This is a genomic window from Thermoplasma sp. Kam2015 (genome assembly GCF_003205235.1).
Taxonomy (GTDB): Archaea; Thermoplasmatota; Thermoplasmata; order Thermoplasmatales; family Thermoplasmataceae; genus Thermoplasma.
Genome location: NZ_QJSM01000040.1, coordinates 1 through 17,768 on the forward strand (window position 1 = coordinate 1; position 17,768 = coordinate 17,768).

Sequence of the window (17,768 nt, forward strand, 5' to 3'; positions counted from 1 at the left end):
TGCCCAGAACGTTACGAAGATGTTGACGTCGATTCCATTGGCAACCGCACCGGATGTTATGACACCTGCGGCCGCTATCTTATCTATTGTTCCGGAGGCCAGAACAATCGACATTGTCTTGGACATAAATATCGTAACGTAATTATTGGAAGATTAATAAAACTTTGTCAATAATTTATAACGATAATCGAAATTAATTATACGTCTAAATTTGAAAGATATACTATTTAATGTGTTATGAATATATACATGAATGTGCAAATTTCGTTAATGTCCAACCTATTTTGAATCTTTGATGCAGCTAACGCACAGACAGAATTCAGAAAATGAATCGACTATTCACGAGGTATTCTGAAACAGAATTTGGCCCTGTGTCAACCTATAAATAGGTATTAAAAATATACCGCTATGCAGAGGGAGAGGATAGCAGAGAGTTCGCTCCGCGTTATTTCTAAGGAAAAAAACTCAATCACTGTTGAGATGATAAATTACGACAACACACTTCTCAGAACATTGATTGAGGAGATTTTGAAGGACGATCAGGTTGATGAAGCACGTTATTATATAAAGCATCCTGTGATCGATAACCCGCAAATATACGTAAGGGTTAAATCTGGCAAGCCTCAGTCCGCAATAAAGAGGGCCGTGCGGAGGCTGTCAAAACTGTACGAGGATCTCGGGACGCAGTTCCAGAAGGAGATCCAGAGATATGAAAGCGATCACATCATAAAAGCAGTCGAATGAGCAGATATCTACTGGAATTCAGCCTGGAAAGGGATAAAGCCAGGCACGTAGAGCTTATATCGATACAGGAGACCTACGGCGATTTTACCATAGATTATGTTGACGATGAGATCGCGGTCATCTCCGGATCATGGGAATCCATCAAAAGATGCGCCTTCGTGAATTCTGCCGGAAGGATCATTTCTGAGGCGGATGATCTCTCATCATGCAGCGTGGATCTTCCCCCAGGCAAATTCTATGTCCGATACAGGGACGTTGATGGAAACGCTCCAATAACGGAAGCGCATATCGGCGACCTGATGGGCGCAAAGGGGAGAGTTTCATTCAAAGATCCTGATTTTGTCCTCCGCGTCGTGCATCACAGGGTATTCTATATAACCATGGTGGTCTATGAACGAGATAAAAAGCAGTTTCTCATACGGAAGGCACCGAAGAGGCCCTTCTTTTCACCGGTATCCATGGATCCAAAATACGCCAGATTCCTCGTCAATACAGCCCACGTAAAGGAGAACGAGATGCTCCTTGACCCATTCTGCGGTACCGGCGGTATCCTGATAGAGGCTGCGCTTATGGGAATCAAGGTCATAGGTAACGATATATCCCTGTCCATGGCTGTTGGAGCAAGAACAAATCTGAAGCATTTCCACATTGAGAGCTTTCAGGTCTACAACATGGATATATCAGAACTGCCAGTATCCGGCGTAGATGGGATCGCGACCGACATGCCATATGGAAGGAACTCCTATGCAAGTGAGGATCTTGAGACCCTGTATGATCGTTCATTCAGGAAATTCCATGAGATGCTGAAACCGCATGGTTATGCAGCATTCGCGGTATCCGACGTCGCTATGATCGAACTTGCCAGGCCGTATTTCAGGATAATCCACGACGTTCCTGTATATCAGCACAGATCCCTGACGAGGCATTTCATAACAGCGATGCGGGACGACTGAAATGGAATTATCGCATATCATCTTTCCTTAAATATACGCAGTGCATTGTCGTCCAGATGAAGGACAAGGAGAGTTCAATAGACTTTTACGCATTCGTGAACATATACCGGGACAGATTCATAGGGTCCTTTGTGAAGAAGGTCTATCAGATAGGCCCGGACGATTTTCTCGTTCAGGTATACAGATCCGACATAAAGAGAATGGATGTGCTCATATCTCTAAAGCACGGCATTTTCTTCAGGACAGCTGAGACCCCGGAGACTGCAACGCAGACGGCCATGGTTCTCCGCAAGTCCATTTCTGACAGGAGGATCGTTGAAATAAGGCAGATAAACTTCGATCGCGTCGTGGAGTTCACCTTCCATACGGGACAAAAGCTCATACTTGAACTCTTCAGGGAAGGCAACCTCATAGCCACGGATGGGGATAAGATAACATTTGTGCTCAGGCCGAGGAAATGGAAGAACAGGGATCTCGAGGTGGGCAGCACATATCTGCCCCCCTCATCCTTTGATCCTTCAACTGCCAGCGCCGACGATATATCCAGAGTTATTTCAGCAAGTTCGGCCAACATTGTCCAGACACTGGCAACTCGCCTGAACCTGGGCGGCGAGCTGGCGGAGGAGATACTGTACCGGGCAGGAATAGACAAGGAGACACCGGCCAGATCTGCCTCCGAAAGATCCGGCGACATCAGGGGCATGCTGGACACGCTTCTGAAGGAGTCTCTTGGCAACAGATCCTATTACTACGAGGATCAGGCGCTGGTTTCGCCTTGCGAGATGAGGCACTTTGGATCTCCCAGCAGGATCTTCGAGGATCTGAACGAGGGGCTTGTGTTTGCACTTGAAAATTCCAAGGGCGAGGAAGAACTCGAAGATCCCATAACGAGGAGGATAAATTCCCAGAAGAAGAGCATAGAGGAGTTCGAAAGGCTATCGAATGAGAAGCAGGAAATCGGCAAAGCCATCATGGCAAGGCTTCAGGAGATAGACAGCGCAATAAGATCTGCAAGATCAGGAAATTATGCCGGAACCATTGATAAGGCAAGAAAACTGATAACTGTGGATCTGGACGGAAGGCAGGTGGATATAGACTATACAGTATCTGCCGGGGAAAATGCAAGCAGATACTTTTCGCAGGCAAAGGAATACAGGAAGAAAATCGAGGGAGCAATGAAGGCTATAGAAGAGGCTGAGAAACAGCGTCTGATTGAGATGCAGAAGGCTGATAAGAAGAAACGGCGGAGGGTGTTCTGGTTTGAAACATACCACTGGTTCATATCAAGCGAGGGTTACCTCGTGATAGCCGGGAGGGATGCCAAGTCCAATGAGAAGATCGTGAAGAAGCATCTTCAGGAAGGCGATATATACGTTCATGCTGATATGTACGGTGCCCCCAGCACCATAATCAAATCCTCGGGAAAGGATCCGCCAGGGGATGCCACCATAAGGGAGGCTGGGGCCTTTGCCGTTTCATTCTCCAGGGCATGGGCTGCAGGAATAGCCTCAGGGACGGCCTACTGGGTCTATCCAAGCCAGGTCAGCAAGACGCCTGAATCTGGAGAATACGTGTCTACCGGATCATGGATAATCAGGGGAAAGAGGAATTACATAACCGATCTGAAGCTAGAGCTGTGCATCGGAATGCGAGATGTAGAGGGAATACAGATACCAATGATAGGGCCGCAGTCAGTCTTCGCTTCAGGCGAGAAATGCGTAAAGATAGTACCCGGAGACCACAAGCGTTCAGAGATTGCAAGGAGGATTGCTGAAATGCTAAGTACAGATAAGGAAGAGATAGAAAAAATACTTCCACCTGGGGGATCTACCATCGTGGAATGAGGTATCTATCACTTTGAAACTATCTAAGTGAGCTACTCCTAAGCTAAAGCATCTGAGCTTCCTTTTATCGAAGAGACCTCTGCCCCTCCGAACATCCCTACAAGCCCGATGTTGCGATCTCCACAGGCATGAGTTCGGATCTCATCGATCCCGCTCAAGCATCGTACACTTGTTTATCTTGGATGATACAAAAGAATGTGGGAAGACAATTTATAAATATATTCGTTGAGGGAAGTCCGTGTATCTCCTGTCCGAAGAAAGAGTTTTACTGCTTTCTCCAAATCCCTAACTTCTCTTTTAATTCTGGCATAACCTATAATAGGAATGCTTCGATCTCATTTCATGGAATTTCGTGATGAGCTGAAGACACTGAAAGACCAGGTTAAATTTGGTGAATCCTTCAAGGTTGACAGTTTCAGCAATATAGTTATAGCTGGAATGGGTGGATCTGGCATAGCTGGAAGGATCTTCTCGGAGATGTATTCCGATAAGCCCGTATTCGTTTCAGATGACTACAGCATCCCAAATTTCGTGGATGAGAATACCGAATTCATAGCCGTAAGCTATTCCGGCAACACGGAAGAAACGCTGAGTGCCGTAGAGGCTGCAATGAAGAAGGGTGCAAAGGTGCATGCCATTACTTCTGGAGGCAAACTTGGTGAAATGGGTATAGATACTATAAAGATACCATCTGGCCTGCAACCCAGATCAGCAGTGGGATACCTAACAATGCCAATAATAAATACATTCATTAAGCCATCTCCAGATGACGTGGATGAGACCTCAAGAATCCTGGCTGATCTTGATGCAAACAACACCGTTCAGGAGAACATTGCAACGGAGATATTTGCCGGAAGGAGGATACCGGTCATCTACGGTGCAAGCCCATTCAGATCCATCGCCTACAGATGGAAGACGCAGTTCAACGAGAATGCCAAGGTGCTTGCATATTCCAGCTACTTCTCAGAGCTGAATCACAACGATACCATGCCAATGAGGGATACCTATCGCAAGGACGAGTTCTACTTCATGGCGTTTGATTCAGAAGACGAGAGGATAAGGAAGCGCATAGAGGTGACGCAGAAGATAACTGGGACTCAGTTCAAGAAGATAGACTTAAAGGGGACGTCATTGTTTGCGAGATCGTTTTATCTCATACATGTGGGCGATTACCTAACGTATCATCTGGCCAGGCTCAGGGGTATCGATCCACGGGATGTATCCGCAATAGAGGATCTAAAGAAGAGGATAGCCTGAACTGGCGTTCAGGCCTCATTTTTCACTGCCTGATTCTGAGGCGAAGGCCATTCCAAAGTATTTCGCTACATAGTAGTACCTTACCTTCATCCTTCTGCCTGTTACCTCCAGCATTCTCTTCAGCATTATCATATTCTGGTAGCTGTCCGGCTTCGCTTCATCAATGACTGCCTGCTGTATCCTGTAAAGTGCTGTGAAATCGCCCGAATCTATGCTTTTTATAACCGTTTCATCATAGTATTCCGCCATATCTGAATATCCGTATGGTCCATCAGGACTGTGCGTATGGGCCTGATCTGCACTTACTATGATGCTTATCTTTCCAGCATATTTCTCGGAAACTGAGATAAGATGCTCGGCAAATGACTCTATTCGTTCCCTGGATAGCAACCTTGGCTCGCCAATGGCCACAATGCGCTTTGGCCTGAAAAAGGTCAGAGGTATTATCGAACCGAAATCCAGAAAGCACGGGTAGTTGCCAGAAAGAGTGATGCAGCGAAGCCTCTGTACAGTCTCGTGCCCAGCCAGCATGTCAACAAGATCAACCGCATTCTCGTATCTCTTTCTCAGAACATGCTTTTTTGTGCGGTAGTATCCAGTTATGATATTGGAATACGTAACGGCTATGTAGCTGTCAAGGACTATTCCGTGAGGGCTTATCACGATGAACGTTTCAGAGTCATCACCCGCCGTGTACCTTGAGATGGCCTCGTGCATGGCCTCATCTTCCCGAGTCTCCATATCGAGTATCTCATCGCCATGCGGTATGACGTAGATTCGATTCAGCATGATTGAGACATACTTACGCATTTAAAAAAGTAACCTGCAACATCGACATAGTTCAGTTTTACTGGAAGAAAATACGCTTCTACTGCAATCTATTAATAGGTATATATGCACTGTATTGTTTCAATTCTTTTTTTGTTTTGATGTTTTTAATATACCTAGAATTGCTTATTATTTTCAATTTTTCTTCGGTTGTATATTCTTTTTCTATTTGAGAATCCATATTTTAATCCACCTTAATTTAAAGGCGATTATATAGTTAATAAGTTTTTGAAACTTTTAATCTTTCCGTTTATTTTTTTATGAAGAATTCTGATCAACTTAATTTAGAACGATAGAGTGCTTCATCGATTATGCCATAATTGATGTATCAGATCGAACATGATTGAGGCGGTGCTATTGAAATTAATAAAGCAAAAATGCCGATCCATATCATCAGATTATCATAAACCACCATATGCTTCAGGGATCAATTATATCATTAAATGAATACATCAGCATGCGCTTAAATATCAAGAATAAATTGATGCGTGTATGAAGCCAAATATAGATTTCAAGAGGCTAAAGGCCTATATCCAGGCCAACGGTTCCTACTCCCTTGTTGTGAAGGGGGATGACGTTGAGGTGCATTTCTCTCCCAATTTTCCTGAGGCAATACCGCATCTGCCGGATAACCTACCGGTGGAGCACATAATGTACGGAAAGATCCAGAACGGCATAGTATACTTCTACAGGTTCGAGACCATAAGCAGCTTCGGCACAACCTACAACGATCTGACGGACGATGATCCGATTATGGAGTGGCTGAAATACATCTGATCTAGGAAAAAGCTCTGATCATATCATCATCAGGGAAGTGTATTATGTGCACTGCCCTGCCCTTTCTCGTCTTCATGACGTCATCAGCATCCATTTCAGCCAGGCCCACGGCGATGAAATATCCCTTTATGCTCTTTATGAATACCATGTCGCCTTTCCGTATATTCGAATCCATGGAGACTATGCCCGGGGCAAATACATCGCTTCCGTTGAGTATATGGGGCTCAGCCCCTTCATCAACTGTTACGATGCTCTTGGACGGGTTTCTGTAGTTGAGGAGGTACACGCTCGGGATTATCCTCTCATTCTGGAATATCATTGGCTTTCCACCGATGTAATAGGCGGATATTGATTTCAAAGTTGCCACCTCCAGGTTCTCTCCGGATATGTCGATGCCATATGTCGCCATGGCTTCCCAGATCCTCTTCGCTTCCTTCTTCGATATGAAATGCTTGGATGTCATGGTATATACGCCCTTATCCTCCGTATGTTCTCATCTACGTTTTCCGAATTGGCCAATCCGCGTACATAATCTGAGATCTCCATGCCCAGCTTCCTGTCGTCATCATCGAACAGGTATCCGACAGAGGTTCCGCCTATGCCAACCGTGAATGCATAGAGTATTGATCTCTGCACGTGGTTCTTCGCTCTGTCCTTCATCTCCATCACCGCGGGTTGAAGGCCGTTCGATCTGTATGCACGTATGAGATCTGCCAGAAACCTGGAGTCCTCAGACCATGGGGTGAAGCCCAGTTTCACCTCATTCTCAGCCTGTGATCTGGCCGCGATCATCTCGGCAAAGCTTCTGGATGGCCTTCTTATCACGGCCTCGGATATGCGATCGCCAATATCTGGCCAGACTATCTCCATCAGCTTCGCCAGTGACGGAGACTCAAGGTATATGCCAGATCCGTAGTCCCTGATAAATTCTGCATATTCCTGCGCGCCGTCTATCGCAGATATGAAAGAATCCAGGCTATCGTAGCATGTGGATCCTATACCGTAATATCCGGATCTTATGACCTTAGACTTCCTCATGGAAACGATCTGGTCTAGCAAGTGCCTATCGTCCAGATCGCCGGAGAGGTATCTGCCCAAGAGGCCGCGATCGTCCGATCCGACGCAGTCCAGGAAATCTGATGCCAAGCCGATGTCTTCCTGTGGATTTCTTATGAGCATGTGGCGCAGGAGTGAAAAACCTGTCCTGTACTTTGAATCCGCATGAACCACCAGTCTTATGGCGGACATTATGGTTATGGTGAAGGATGGATCCTGCCTTCCGATATGGATGGAGGAATCCGAGATCTCAAACCTTATGCCGTCCTCGCTGAGGGCATCCTGAATGAACTCAACGGGGGGCGGTGCACCCCTGCATGACGCAAGGTAATAGTTCTTTGAGGAAAATATGCGCAGATTCTTCGACATGACCAGATTGTAGAATGAGAACATCCTCCATACATCGTTATCCCAGTTCTGTACGCCTGCAAGAACGCGATCGTCAACGTTTCCCCGTTTGACGTAGCTCAGGCTTCCATAGGGCGTCTTAAGCACACCCATGATGGGTATATCTGTTTTTATTGCGCTGAAGGTTTCAGATATGGCTGATAGAAAACTGTCCGATCCTGAATATGAAAAATCAGCCCTCTCCTTCATTCGCCGGATCTTCTTCCTGTATGATTCGATGGGGCAGAATATTGAAGAATCCAGCAGTTCCGGGATAATCCTCTCCGGATCTGAGAAGAGATCCTGAAATCTCTTCTTTATCCTTGACTGATCATCCTTTGAGAGGCTCTTGAGCTTCATTTCATTTTAGCTGCCTTATGGATTCTGCCTTCACGGTCACAGGTATGGGCACCATGCTTTCCACGAGCTGCACGGTGACCTCTTCTTTAACAGAATCTATGGATATGATCTTCGCCTTTTCTCCCTTGAACGGCCCTTCCACCAGTTCAACGAGAGATCCAAGCTCAAGGCCTGAAACAGCTGGCTTTGGCGTCAGGTAATGGGCTATCTCCTCCAGATCTATCTTTCCGGACACCATGCCCTTGTATCCCCTTATATCCCTGGCCAGATACGATATCCTGTCCGGATGCATCGTCTCGACGAAAATATAGCCCTTTATCTCGTATGGGGCCATTATGGCATAGACCTCGCTGGGCACCTTGTTGCCGCCCTCGGATCTGTCTTCCCGGTCCTTCTCGGCCCTGTTATTCAGATCAACCGCAACCTGTATTTCCGATCCAACCGTGGTCTTCAGAGCAACGATCACTGGCCTGAGCACAATGCTCACGTCTCTGGAAAAGCTGTGAACGCCATCCTCCGATTCCACGGAGAAGTGTATCTTAAGAGTATCGTTTGGATATGCACCCTTCGGTGCCTGTATCGTTATATCAAAATTCCTTGATTTGAGCGGATCTATGTCCACATCATCCTGAAATTTTCCGCTGCCGACCATCGAGATCTCGTTCTTCTTGCTGATGTTAAAGACCGATTTCCAGTCTACGGTGTTATCGTTCTCCTGTATGCTGTACTCTGCCGTAAAGCGGAATTTTCTTTTCACATTCTGAATATTCTTTACGCTGAATCTTAGATTTATCGATTCCCCTGCACCTGCCTCCAGGCGTTCTGGGGCATCGAATGATATCCATTCATATTCTTTGGCATTCTCCATAAGCTTCACCTTAAGGTATCTTGAAGTAAACGTCCATGATCAGGTATATTATAAAGCCAACCCCACCTATTATAAGGAGGCCAACAGCAGTAATGATCAGCACCTTTATGTATTCATCCCTTGTAGGTTTCCTGGCCATTCGAAGGATCCTTGCGTATTTACCCTTCCCGATGCTGGAAAACCTTCGCTCAATACCCTGCTGAATTTCCTCAGCCTTATCTTCAATCGACACTGAATCACCGAAACAAGAACATTATAAAAAAAGGAAATTTAAAGGTATGGTCTGGGCAGATGCCAGCCAGTGTTCTAACTTGGAGGTGATCCATCCGCAGGTTCCCCTACGGATACCTTGTTACGACTTAACCCTCCTCACTGACATCAGATTCGAATCCATCCAAAGGACGGACCCTCATCCAACACCAGCTCGGATGGTTTGACGGGCGGTGTGTGCAAGGAGCAGGGGCATATTCACCGTAGGCTGTTGACCTACGATTACTACGGAATCCACATTCGTGAGGGCGAGTTACAGCCCTCAGTCCTGACTACGAACGGGTTTCGAGGTTAGCTTCCCCTTTCGAGGTTGCAGCTCATTGTCCCGTCCTTTGTAGCGCGCGTGTAGCCCGGGAGATTCGGGGCGTACTGACCTGCCGTCGACCCCTCCTTCCTCCAGCTTAGCGCTGGCGGTCCCTCTAAAGTGCCTCTGCCCGCTAAGACAGTCTGGCAATTAGAGATGGGGGTCTTGCTCGTTATCACACTTAAGTGAACGCCCTACGGTACGAGCTGACGACGGCCATGCACCACCTCTCCTTCTATCGGGTAAATTCGTCAGGTTGACCCTCATCCGAAGGTCGCTCCCGGTGAGTTTTCCGGCGTTGAATCCAATTAAACCGCACGCTCCTCCCGTTGCGGTGCTCCCCCGCCAATTCCTTTAAGTTTCAGCCTTGCGGCCGTACTCCCCAAGTGACCCACTTAACACCTTCGCTACGGCACTGCCCCCCCTCAACGGAGAAGCAACACCAAGTGGGCAGCGTTTACAGCTAGGACTACCCGGGTATCTAATCCGGTTTGCTCCCCTAGCCTTCGTCCCTCACCGTCGGATCCGTTCTAGTTGAACGCTTTCGCCACCGGTCGTCCTTTCAGGATTACAGGATTTTACCCCTACCCTGAAAGTACATTCAACCTCACCCGGTCCCAAGTCTTACAGTCTCTTCAGAAGTTCTTCCGTTAAGCGGAAGAATTTATCTGAAGATTTATAAGACCGGTTACGAACGCTTTAGACTCAATAAAAGTGATCACCACTCGAGCTGCGGGTGTTACCGCGGCGGCTGGCACCCGTCTTGCCCAGCCCTTATTCCTGATGCTTTTTAGGCATCAGAAAAGCCTTGACAAAAAGTCAAGGCACTCAGGCTCCCCGTGTCGCGCTTTCGCGCATTGCACAGTTTTCGCGCCTGCTGCGCCCCGTAGGGCCTGGACTGTTGTCTCAGAGTCCATCTCCGGGCTCCCCCTTTCAGGGCCCGTACCCGTCTTAGGCTAGGTGGTCCTTTACACCACCTACTACCTGATAGGCCGCAGACTTATCCTCAGGTGCAAAAGCTTTCATCATTACAACCATTCCAGTTTGTAATGACTATGGGGAATTAGCCTCAGTTTCCCGAGGTTATGCCCCGCCTGAGGGTAAATTATCCACGTGTTACTGAGCTGTTCGCCGGTGCCTTACGGCCCCATGACTTGCATGGCTTAGTCGGAACCTGATAGCAGTGACCGCCGGCAGGATCGACCGGAGTTAAAACACTCAATTGGAATTAGCGGCTGGCATCTACCTGTCAGAAGTGAGCTTACTTACTCACTACTCCATATTTACCAACCCTGGAAGAAGAGACACATAAACACGCACAAGCGTGATTCATCTCTTTCGTAGGTAGGTTGGCATCCATACCTGTTATGTGCAAAGTAAAGAATAGCAAATCAGTATATATATCTTTCGAAGCAGAATACCAATTTTCTAGGGAAATCTAAAATAATTATACTAATAATAATCTGAGGGAAAAAATTGCAGAAACCCCAATAAAATATGGAAAAATATGTGTTTATTTTGCCACTGTTTCCTTTTCTATGTCCACAAACCTGTCCTTCAGCTTCTCCATAACAATGGGTAGTGTGGTGTATTCCATCTCCTGGTCAGGCAGCCTATGCGGTTCAAATGGGCCCATCCTTCTTATGTGATCTGTCAGTTCACCGGCAACGCGCCTTGCATAGTCAAAAGCAGGATCGTCGAACATATCAACGGGACCCTCCAGCTTGCCTGATTTGAGCACATAGCCCAGCGCAACAACCCTTGGAGGCCCGTCAAACCTAGTCATCTTTGCATCCTTCATGGCCACGGGCATAAGCGGGCCGTTGAATGAACCCCGCATCCATCCGCTGACGAGGTATGGGAATGCAAAGGCCTCCAGGGACTCTCCAGCTGCTGGCAGGCCAGACTGAATCCTGACAACTGCAGCAGGATCGTCCTTGCCAACGTATTTGCCGGCTATGAGCGATAGCTTATCGGTGGATATGACCGCAACATTCTCCTCAGGCAGCTTCTTGTTGGCCTTCTTTGTGTAGACCCTCTTGATCACGTATTTCTCTTTTGAACCTATCAGAGCAAGCAGATCGTAGAGGTCCTCAGGAGTGTCCAGGAATATCGCCCTGTGTTCGATCACATCCCAAACCTCAAAACGGAAACCGCTGTGCATGGCCTCGTCTATTACAAGCCCAGGCGTATTAAACGGATCCGCGAACATCTTGTATATGGGCAGGTTGAATGCCCCCGGTTCAGTCTTATCCATCATGTACACTATGAATGGCTCAGATGGCCTCTCGTTGATCTCCATCTCCGCAACACCAGGACCCATGCCCTTTAGGTTTCCAGAAAAGGAGTCCTTGAGCAGATCCTGTCCTGCACCGTATAGGCCTAGTTTCTTGGCAACCTCAGTACCGGCCTTGAAGGCGTTCCATGCCAGTTCATGTATCTCCGGACTGTCTATGCCCTTCGTGTGGACCATGGTTATCTGGGCATCATCACCTACATGAGCCATCCTGAAATCAGATATGAGGTTCTTTCCATGATCCTCGATATAATCCTGTATCTTCGACATCACCTTTTCGTCCACTATAGAGTGGCCCGGCAAACTTCCTATGTCAGCCTTTATATGGGAAATAGTCACTTTCATTGATTTACCTATTGGAATATGAATAAAAAAGTTTCCTGAAACCATGCAAGGACGTCGGGGGGGAGATTTGAACTCCCGAGCTACGAGAGCAGTAGATCTCGAGTCTACCGCCTTACCGGGCTAGGCTACCCCGACACTCACAGAACGGCATCTGCCGGCATTACCACCATATTATTGTCGCATATAAACGTTTTACAGGACGGTCTCATACATAATACACAGCATGCTCTTATATTTCTGAGCTACAAAATAATTATATGTTGAGATTAAATTCCGCCGGATTTTAAGTTCTTCTTGACCTCAGCCGAGAGCCTTCCAAGCGGATAATCACCGGTGTCCACGAACTTTATGAGTTCCGCGAGTGCAGGATGCACCGATCTTATCTCGTTGTACATCCTGATCGCAAGATCACGCAGATCAAAGTGTGCCTGAGGAGTGCTCCTGATCTCTATGAAGTATGCTGCCTCTGCGAGATTCGTGGAGAAGACAACCGGATACCTGTATGCAAAAGGCACCACGTACTGCGCCAGTGCATATCCATACTTTTCCTTTATCCTGGCGTAAACAGCCGCAGCCTCCCTCATGGCCTCTGAATACTCTTCGGAGAGATCGGGTATCTTGGCTATGATAGGGGGAACATCGTATCCATAGCTTGCAGTAAGCGGCTTCCTCATGATTGTCAGGAACCTGTGCCTCTGCAGGTCGCGAAATGCACCATAATTTGTGGTCACCTCGAAGACGTAGTTGACCGCCTCGAACGGCCTTCCTATCTTCATACGCCTGTTCTTTCTCATATCCCTTATCTTACCTAGTATTGCTGATATCTCTGCAGCATCCATCGCCTTCACCCTCGATATTATCGAGGAGGCGTCCTCCGCGAATGGATACATCAGAAATGCAAGGGCCTTCTGAATTTCGTCCTTTTCGTTTCCGTATCTTATCAGCTTAACCTTCTCAAATTTCCCGCCATCCGTGAACGGAAACATGTTCATCAGGCGCTTTTTGTAATCTATTATATCCATTCCATGCTTGGAAACTGCATCGTCTATTATCTGGGGAAATTCTTGCCTGAGCTCGCCGTAAAGATCCGATGAGATCCTTTCCGTCTCAGGAAGGCCATATTCCTTCAGCTTCTGTATGAGGTGTATGAACGACCTTGCGTTCCCGCTTATGCCGATGTTTGTCAGAGTGGATGCCGGAAGTATGAAGCGCGCATCATCCAGCGCTCTGGAACGGACTGAGGATCTGTACGATCTCTGCGCAAGCTTCTTTCCGTTCTCGTCAAGATCCCTGTAGTTAGCTGGGCCTGAATCTATGCTGAAATCGAAAGACTCTATCGGCCACAGCTTCGATATCTCCGCTTCTATCCTCGGAAGCGCGGCTGAGTACAGATCGAAGAGTCTGTTGCAGAGATCCTCGTATTCCCTGGCGGAGTCGCCGCCTATCCCTATCCTCTCAGGCCGCATGAATAGGTAGTGTCCATCGATCTTTTTGTCATATGCAACATATCTAGTTGATTTTTCAAGATAAGAGAGGCCTATTCTTATTTCCTCTATGGCCTTCGAAGCTATGTTTGATACATTCTGGACGCCTACCTGCGCCGTTACGAGTTCGGCTATGGATTCGTCACCGTATTCTAGAAATATACGCCTGTAGAATTCCTCTGATTTCTTCTGGTTGCCCTCAAACTCCCTGTGATATACGGATCTTATGTCTGGATCGGATGCCCTGCTATAGCGCGACATGAGTGCACCGCGGTCTATCATCCGATCCGTCTTGATCAGGAAGACGTCCCTGTCCTCGTTTGAGAATGACATAGACCTTAATCATTAGAATATTTAAATTTATACCATTCGCGTAGCACGACGATGCGAAGACATTTTGATCGGACGATCCATGACTGATCTTTAAAAATGATAGATATATATATTAATATGATATATCCAACGAGTGGTATTATGCCTGACGATCTAACCGATAATGCAAAGAAGATTTACGATGCTATGAAGAAGCTTGGAGCAACCTCTGAAGAGAAGCTCAAGACTGCAGACGATATTATGAAGGCTGCGGCACTTGGAAAGTCCATTGTGAACTCTGCCCTTCAGGAACTGCAGAAGAAGGGCTATGTCAAGAGAGTTGCGAGACAGAAGAGCGCTGGATATTTCGTCATAAAATAATATTTTTACCACCTTTTTAAATTAATTTTTTGTGTATGTTTTCGTTACCATTTACGCGCTATAAATATGCTTAAATAAGTGTTTCTGTTAATAAAAACATGCGCTGGGGCCAGGTATGACAACCCTCATCATCAATGTGGACAGGGACAACGACTTCGGAGACAAGGCAGGCGTCAAGGGTCCTGTCGTTGGATACACAGAGTGTTATAATGCTGCCGTGAGGCTGATAAGCGTTGATCCAGAGGATTCCGACTCCAATGCGCTTTTTGGCGCCCTGAAGGTCTACGAGGATCTTAGGAAGAAGGGCGAAGATGTGGAAATTGCGCTTCTCACCGGAGACAACGACGTCGGGGAAAAATCTGACGAGATACTTTCCAGGCAGATAGCTGATGTCGTGGGATCCGGGCAGTATACCGATGCCATACTCGTATCCGACGGTGCAGAGGACGACTACATAGTTCCAGTCATCCTGTCATATATAAAGATAAGGTACGTAAAGCACATAATAGTCAGGCACAATGAGAACATAGAGAGCCTTTACTACTACATAGTCCGCGCGCTTAAGGACAAGAAGATACTCAGCAAGATACTGATACCGCTCGGCCTCGTTTTCCTGACCTACGGCCTGGTCTCGCTGATATTCATACTCTATTCAGCTTACGTTACCGGCGTCCGTGTCATCGATCCTACCGTTGGCGCCATAACCTTCGTCACCCTTGTTCTTGGTGCATACCTCCTGGAGAGGGGCTTTGACCTCTTCAACCTCATGGCCAGGGTGATAAGGGAGGTGCATGAATACGCACAGGATACAAGAATATTGTTCTTCACCTATGTCATTGCTGCGCTTCTGGTCATGGTCGGCATAGCATCCAGCTATACCATAGCCGTTCGCACATCAAGGAACGGCCTAGACGCCTTCCTGATATTTCTGTCGCTATTCACATGGTGGGTCTACGGATCCATCTTCACCACGGAGGTCGGCAGAGTCGCGGAGCTTGCCGTTGGGAGGAAGGCAGGAATACTTAAAATATGGTACGGCCTCATATTCTCCCTGTCAATAGCCTTCGTCGTGTACGGCATGTTCAACTACATAAGATACATACTCGGATTTATATCCCTGAAATCGGGCCTCATAAGCATCTTCTTCCTGATACTTGGTCTCATAATAGCCATAGTCTCCTCGATGGTACATCGGTACTTCAACGAAAATCCGGAGATCCTGAGGGAGGGTACATGAATGGACATGATCAGATGGATCTCGATATACGGTTCCATCGTCGATGATTTTAACTTCGATCCGGAGATGGATAGCCTGGCCTCCAGGATCCTTTCCAACTTTGTTGGAGATCCGATTTTACCTGAAGCTAAGGGAAACACAGCATACATCATAGGCAATGGGCCGGAGATCTCTGAGATCCTGCCAAGCCTGTCTCCTGGATACCACATCGTGGCAGATTCCGCAATAACCGCCTACACGGAGATCGCAGGATGCCCAGACATCGTAGTCACGGATCTGGATGGCGATATTGACGCGATTTTCCGTTGCGCCGCGCGGGGAACGAAGATAGTTATACATGCGCATGGAGACAACATAGGCAGTATAGTGAACAACAGCTCAAGAATGAACAGTAAAATGATCGGAACAACACAGAATTTACCGTTCAGGAACATTGCAAACTTCTTCGGCTTCACAGACGGCGATCGATCCGTATATATCGCAGACCGCATGGGCTTCAGCAATATCGTGCTGGTATCCTTCGATTTCAGGAATGTTAACAGATCCAAGCCTGGGAATCATGCCATGAAGGCAAAGAAGCTGAAATGGGCGGAAGCACTCATATCCATGATCGCGCTTGAACGCGGGACAACTTTGACCTGCGGTGATTTCATAGATATCTGATCTTCATTGTTCGCCAAGCGATTCCGCGCTCCTTATTATCCTTCCACCGACATATTCCGGCAGTATATCAGTATAATCAAGCTTCAGGCAGTATTCCAGATCCCTCTCGCTCACACCGGCTATTATGCTTCTGTTTATCTCGGCGGTCTCCTTCAGGTATGCATCCACATTGACCTGCTTTCCTTCCGCAGCTGCCTTCAGCAGTTCTGAAAATAGTATATCCTCCTCAGCCCTGCCGATTGGCCTGTTGGAAGGCAGTATCAGCACGTCCGAATATTTTCTGATCATGGAGACGGCTGAACTGAAGTTCACATACGACGCAAATATAACCCGCCCGGATCCTATTCTAGAAAGGACATAGGTTCCATTTGTGGATGTGAAGGCAACTATCTTTCCGGACAGATCCGCCTCATCGATCTCCGCTGGAGAATTGTCATAATCGAAGTACGGCGGCTTTATTCCATATTTTTCCCCGATTAGCACCGTACCGGGGTTCTTCCTCTTGAACTCTATGGCCTTCCTCACGTCCCTGAACGGAACAACGTATTGCGCACCCCTTGCAAGTATCAGCGGTATGGTCGTCGTGGATCTGAATACATCCACCACCACGTTGATCTCCGCCCAGGAATCGCTCTTTCTTCCATCGCCTATCCTTATCATCGGTTGATTATCAGGGCATCATGGATCATGTGGATAAAATATTTCCCGCAGTTATGGAACCAGGTTATGGTTTCTGTTAACCATGTTAACATCCACCTTTGGAAGTTATCATCTCCTTGATGCTTAAACTCCGTGGGTACAACCCAATACCCTCTATCCCGTCAAATGCTTCAGGGACTGCCTTCTTTATCATATTGTAAGAAGCCTGCAGGTCAGCATGTATTAATGTTCCATTTGCAGACTGGAATACACCTCTCTTTATTCTCCTTCCCATGTACGTGTCGTGTTGTTCTATGCTTTCGTTATCAAGAAACGAACATATGCTTGTATAGCTCTCCTCCTGTATCATGACATTGATCCCTTTCTCTTCTGCTTTGTATTTGATCTGCTGTATGAGCATATTGAAAGGTATCTGCACAAAGTTCTGATTGTTCTTCTTACCGATATCCACAGACTGCTTCCATCCATTATTATGGCCTATTACAATTGTGTCGATTTTATTATTCATGGCATATTCTATGACTGCTTTTGATAGTTTATGCATGATATCCTTTATTTTTCTGTTCCTTGTTAAATACAGCCTGTTTATCCTTTTTGTATTCTCTCTGTTTTTCCTCTGCCTGTCATTGATAGATTTTAATCTTGATAACTCTTTATTGAAATACTGGTTTATTGATTTCAGAACACCGCCCTTGACAGCAATACCCCTTTCGGATATGTTGTTTCCAATGGTTACGATGTT

At 46.8% G+C, this 17,768-nt stretch carries 18 protein-coding genes, 1 tRNA gene and 1 rRNA gene; 8 read left to right on the forward strand and 12 right to left on the reverse strand.

Going from position 1 to position 17,768, the window contains the following annotated elements; all coding sequences use genetic code 11:
• On the reverse strand, positions 1–126 hold a 126-nt coding region (locus tag DMB44_RS09700; protein ID WP_201796950.1), incomplete at its 3' end, for a DsrE/DsrF/DrsH-like family protein.
• A gap of 282 nt (positions 127–408) precedes the next feature.
• On the opposite strand from DMB44_RS09700, the gene DMB44_RS08280 reads away from it, so the two are divergent.
• From DMB44_RS08280 to DMB44_RS08295, 4 genes are all read left to right on the forward strand, one after another.
• Positions 409–744 (forward strand): DNA-directed RNA polymerase subunit L, encoded by a 336-nt coding sequence (locus DMB44_RS08280; RefSeq protein WP_110642654.1) that lies wholly within the window; start codon positions 409–411, stop codon positions 742–744.
• Complete coding sequence (locus tag DMB44_RS08285) at positions 741–1,697, forward strand: TIGR01177 family methyltransferase (protein WP_237265380.1); 957 nt, start codon at positions 741–743, stop codon at positions 1,695–1,697. Before DMB44_RS08280 ends, DMB44_RS08285 begins: the two co-directional genes overlap by 4 nt.
• A 56-nt stretch (positions 1,698–1,753) precedes the next feature.
• A complete protein-coding gene (rqcH, locus tag DMB44_RS08290; protein ID WP_110642656.1) occupies positions 1,754–3,541 on the forward strand; it encodes a ribosome rescue protein RqcH in 1,788 nt (595 codons plus the stop codon).
• Between the two features lie 342 nt (positions 3,542–3,883).
• Positions 3,884–4,798 carry a bifunctional phosphoglucose/phosphomannose isomerase gene (locus DMB44_RS08295; RefSeq protein ID WP_237265381.1) on the forward strand — a complete coding sequence of 305 codons (915 nt, stop codon included), beginning with the start codon at positions 3,884–3,886 and terminating at the stop codon, positions 4,796–4,798.
• A gap of 15 nt (positions 4,799–4,813) precedes the next feature.
• Here DMB44_RS08295 and DMB44_RS08300 read toward each other — a convergent pair whose 3' ends face one another.
• Positions 4,814–5,587, reverse strand: coding sequence for a hypothetical protein (locus DMB44_RS08300; protein ID WP_110642660.1), 774 nt, complete (start codon positions 5,585–5,587; stop codon positions 4,814–4,816).
• Positions 5,588–6,118: 531 nt separating this feature from the next.
• Between DMB44_RS08300 and DMB44_RS08305 the strand changes: the two genes are divergently transcribed.
• A complete protein-coding gene (locus DMB44_RS08305; RefSeq protein ID WP_110642663.1) occupies positions 6,119–6,403 on the forward strand; it encodes a hypothetical protein in 285 nt (94 codons plus the stop codon).
• Between the two features lies 1 nt (position 6,404).
• On the opposite strand, the gene DMB44_RS08310 is transcribed toward DMB44_RS08305, so the two are convergent.
• The 8 genes from DMB44_RS08310 to DMB44_RS08345 all read right to left on the reverse strand — a co-directional run bounded on the left by DMB44_RS08310 (position 6,405) and on the right by DMB44_RS08345 (position 14,106).
• Positions 6,405–6,866, reverse strand: coding sequence for a DUF1947 domain-containing protein (locus DMB44_RS08310; RefSeq protein ID WP_110642665.1), 462 nt, complete (start codon positions 6,864–6,866; stop codon positions 6,405–6,407).
• Positions 6,863–8,206, reverse strand: coding sequence for a hypothetical protein (locus DMB44_RS08315; protein WP_110642667.1), 1,344 nt, complete (start codon positions 8,204–8,206; stop codon positions 6,863–6,865). Before DMB44_RS08315 ends, DMB44_RS08310 begins: the two co-directional genes overlap by 4 nt.
• 1 nt (position 8,207) lies before the next feature.
• Positions 8,208–9,074 (reverse strand): transcription elongation factor Spt5, encoded by an 867-nt coding sequence (locus tag DMB44_RS08320; protein ID WP_110642684.1) that lies wholly within the window; start codon positions 9,072–9,074, stop codon positions 8,208–8,210.
• A gap of 10 nt (positions 9,075–9,084) precedes the next feature.
• Positions 9,085–9,306: a protein translocase SEC61 complex subunit gamma gene (locus DMB44_RS08325; protein ID WP_110642669.1), complete on the reverse strand. Its 222-nt coding sequence runs from the start codon at positions 9,304–9,306 to the stop codon at positions 9,085–9,087.
• Positions 9,307–9,386: 80 nt separating this feature from the next.
• Positions 9,387–10,858 (reverse strand): 16S ribosomal RNA (locus DMB44_RS08330).
• Positions 10,859–11,161: 303 nt separating this feature from the next.
• Positions 11,162–12,289, reverse strand: coding sequence for a fructose-1,6-bisphosphate aldolase/phosphatase (gene fbp, locus DMB44_RS08335; protein WP_110642671.1), 1,128 nt, complete (start codon positions 12,287–12,289; stop codon positions 11,162–11,164).
• 52 nt (positions 12,290–12,341) lie between these two features.
• Positions 12,342–12,424: transfer RNA gene (locus DMB44_RS08340), tRNA-Ser, on the reverse strand.
• Between the two features lie 131 nt (positions 12,425–12,555).
• Positions 12,556–14,106, reverse strand: coding sequence for an FAD-dependent thymidylate synthase (locus tag DMB44_RS08345; protein ID WP_110642673.1), 1,551 nt, complete (start codon positions 14,104–14,106; stop codon positions 12,556–12,558).
• A 141-nt stretch (positions 14,107–14,247) separates the two neighbouring features.
• On the opposite strand from DMB44_RS08345, the gene DMB44_RS08350 reads away from it, so the two are divergent.
• The 3 genes from DMB44_RS08350 to DMB44_RS08360 all read left to right on the forward strand — a co-directional run bounded on the left by DMB44_RS08350 (position 14,248) and on the right by DMB44_RS08360 (position 16,366).
• On the forward strand, positions 14,248–14,466 hold the full coding sequence (locus DMB44_RS08350; RefSeq protein WP_110642686.1) for a transcriptional regulator: 219 nt from the start codon (positions 14,248–14,250) through the stop codon (positions 14,464–14,466).
• A 115-nt stretch (positions 14,467–14,581) separates the two neighbouring features.
• On the forward strand, positions 14,582–15,703 hold the full coding sequence (locus DMB44_RS08355; RefSeq protein ID WP_110642675.1) for a DUF373 family protein: 1,122 nt from the start codon (positions 14,582–14,584) through the stop codon (positions 15,701–15,703).
• Positions 15,704–16,366, forward strand: coding sequence for a 6-hydroxymethylpterin diphosphokinase MptE-like protein (locus DMB44_RS08360; RefSeq protein WP_110642677.1), 663 nt, complete (start codon positions 15,704–15,706; stop codon positions 16,364–16,366).
• 3 nt (positions 16,367–16,369) lie between these two features.
• Here the strand turns inward: DMB44_RS08360 and DMB44_RS08365 are convergent, their stop codons facing one another.
• Positions 16,370–17,026 (reverse strand): 2-phosphosulfolactate phosphatase family protein, encoded by a 657-nt coding sequence (locus tag DMB44_RS08365; RefSeq protein WP_110642679.1) that lies wholly within the window; start codon positions 17,024–17,026, stop codon positions 16,370–16,372.
• An 85-nt stretch (positions 17,027–17,111) separates the two neighbouring features.
• A partial coding sequence (locus DMB44_RS08370; RefSeq protein WP_153280201.1) for an IS200/IS605 family accessory protein TnpB-related protein occupies positions 17,112–17,768 on the reverse strand: 657 nt, incomplete at its 5' end.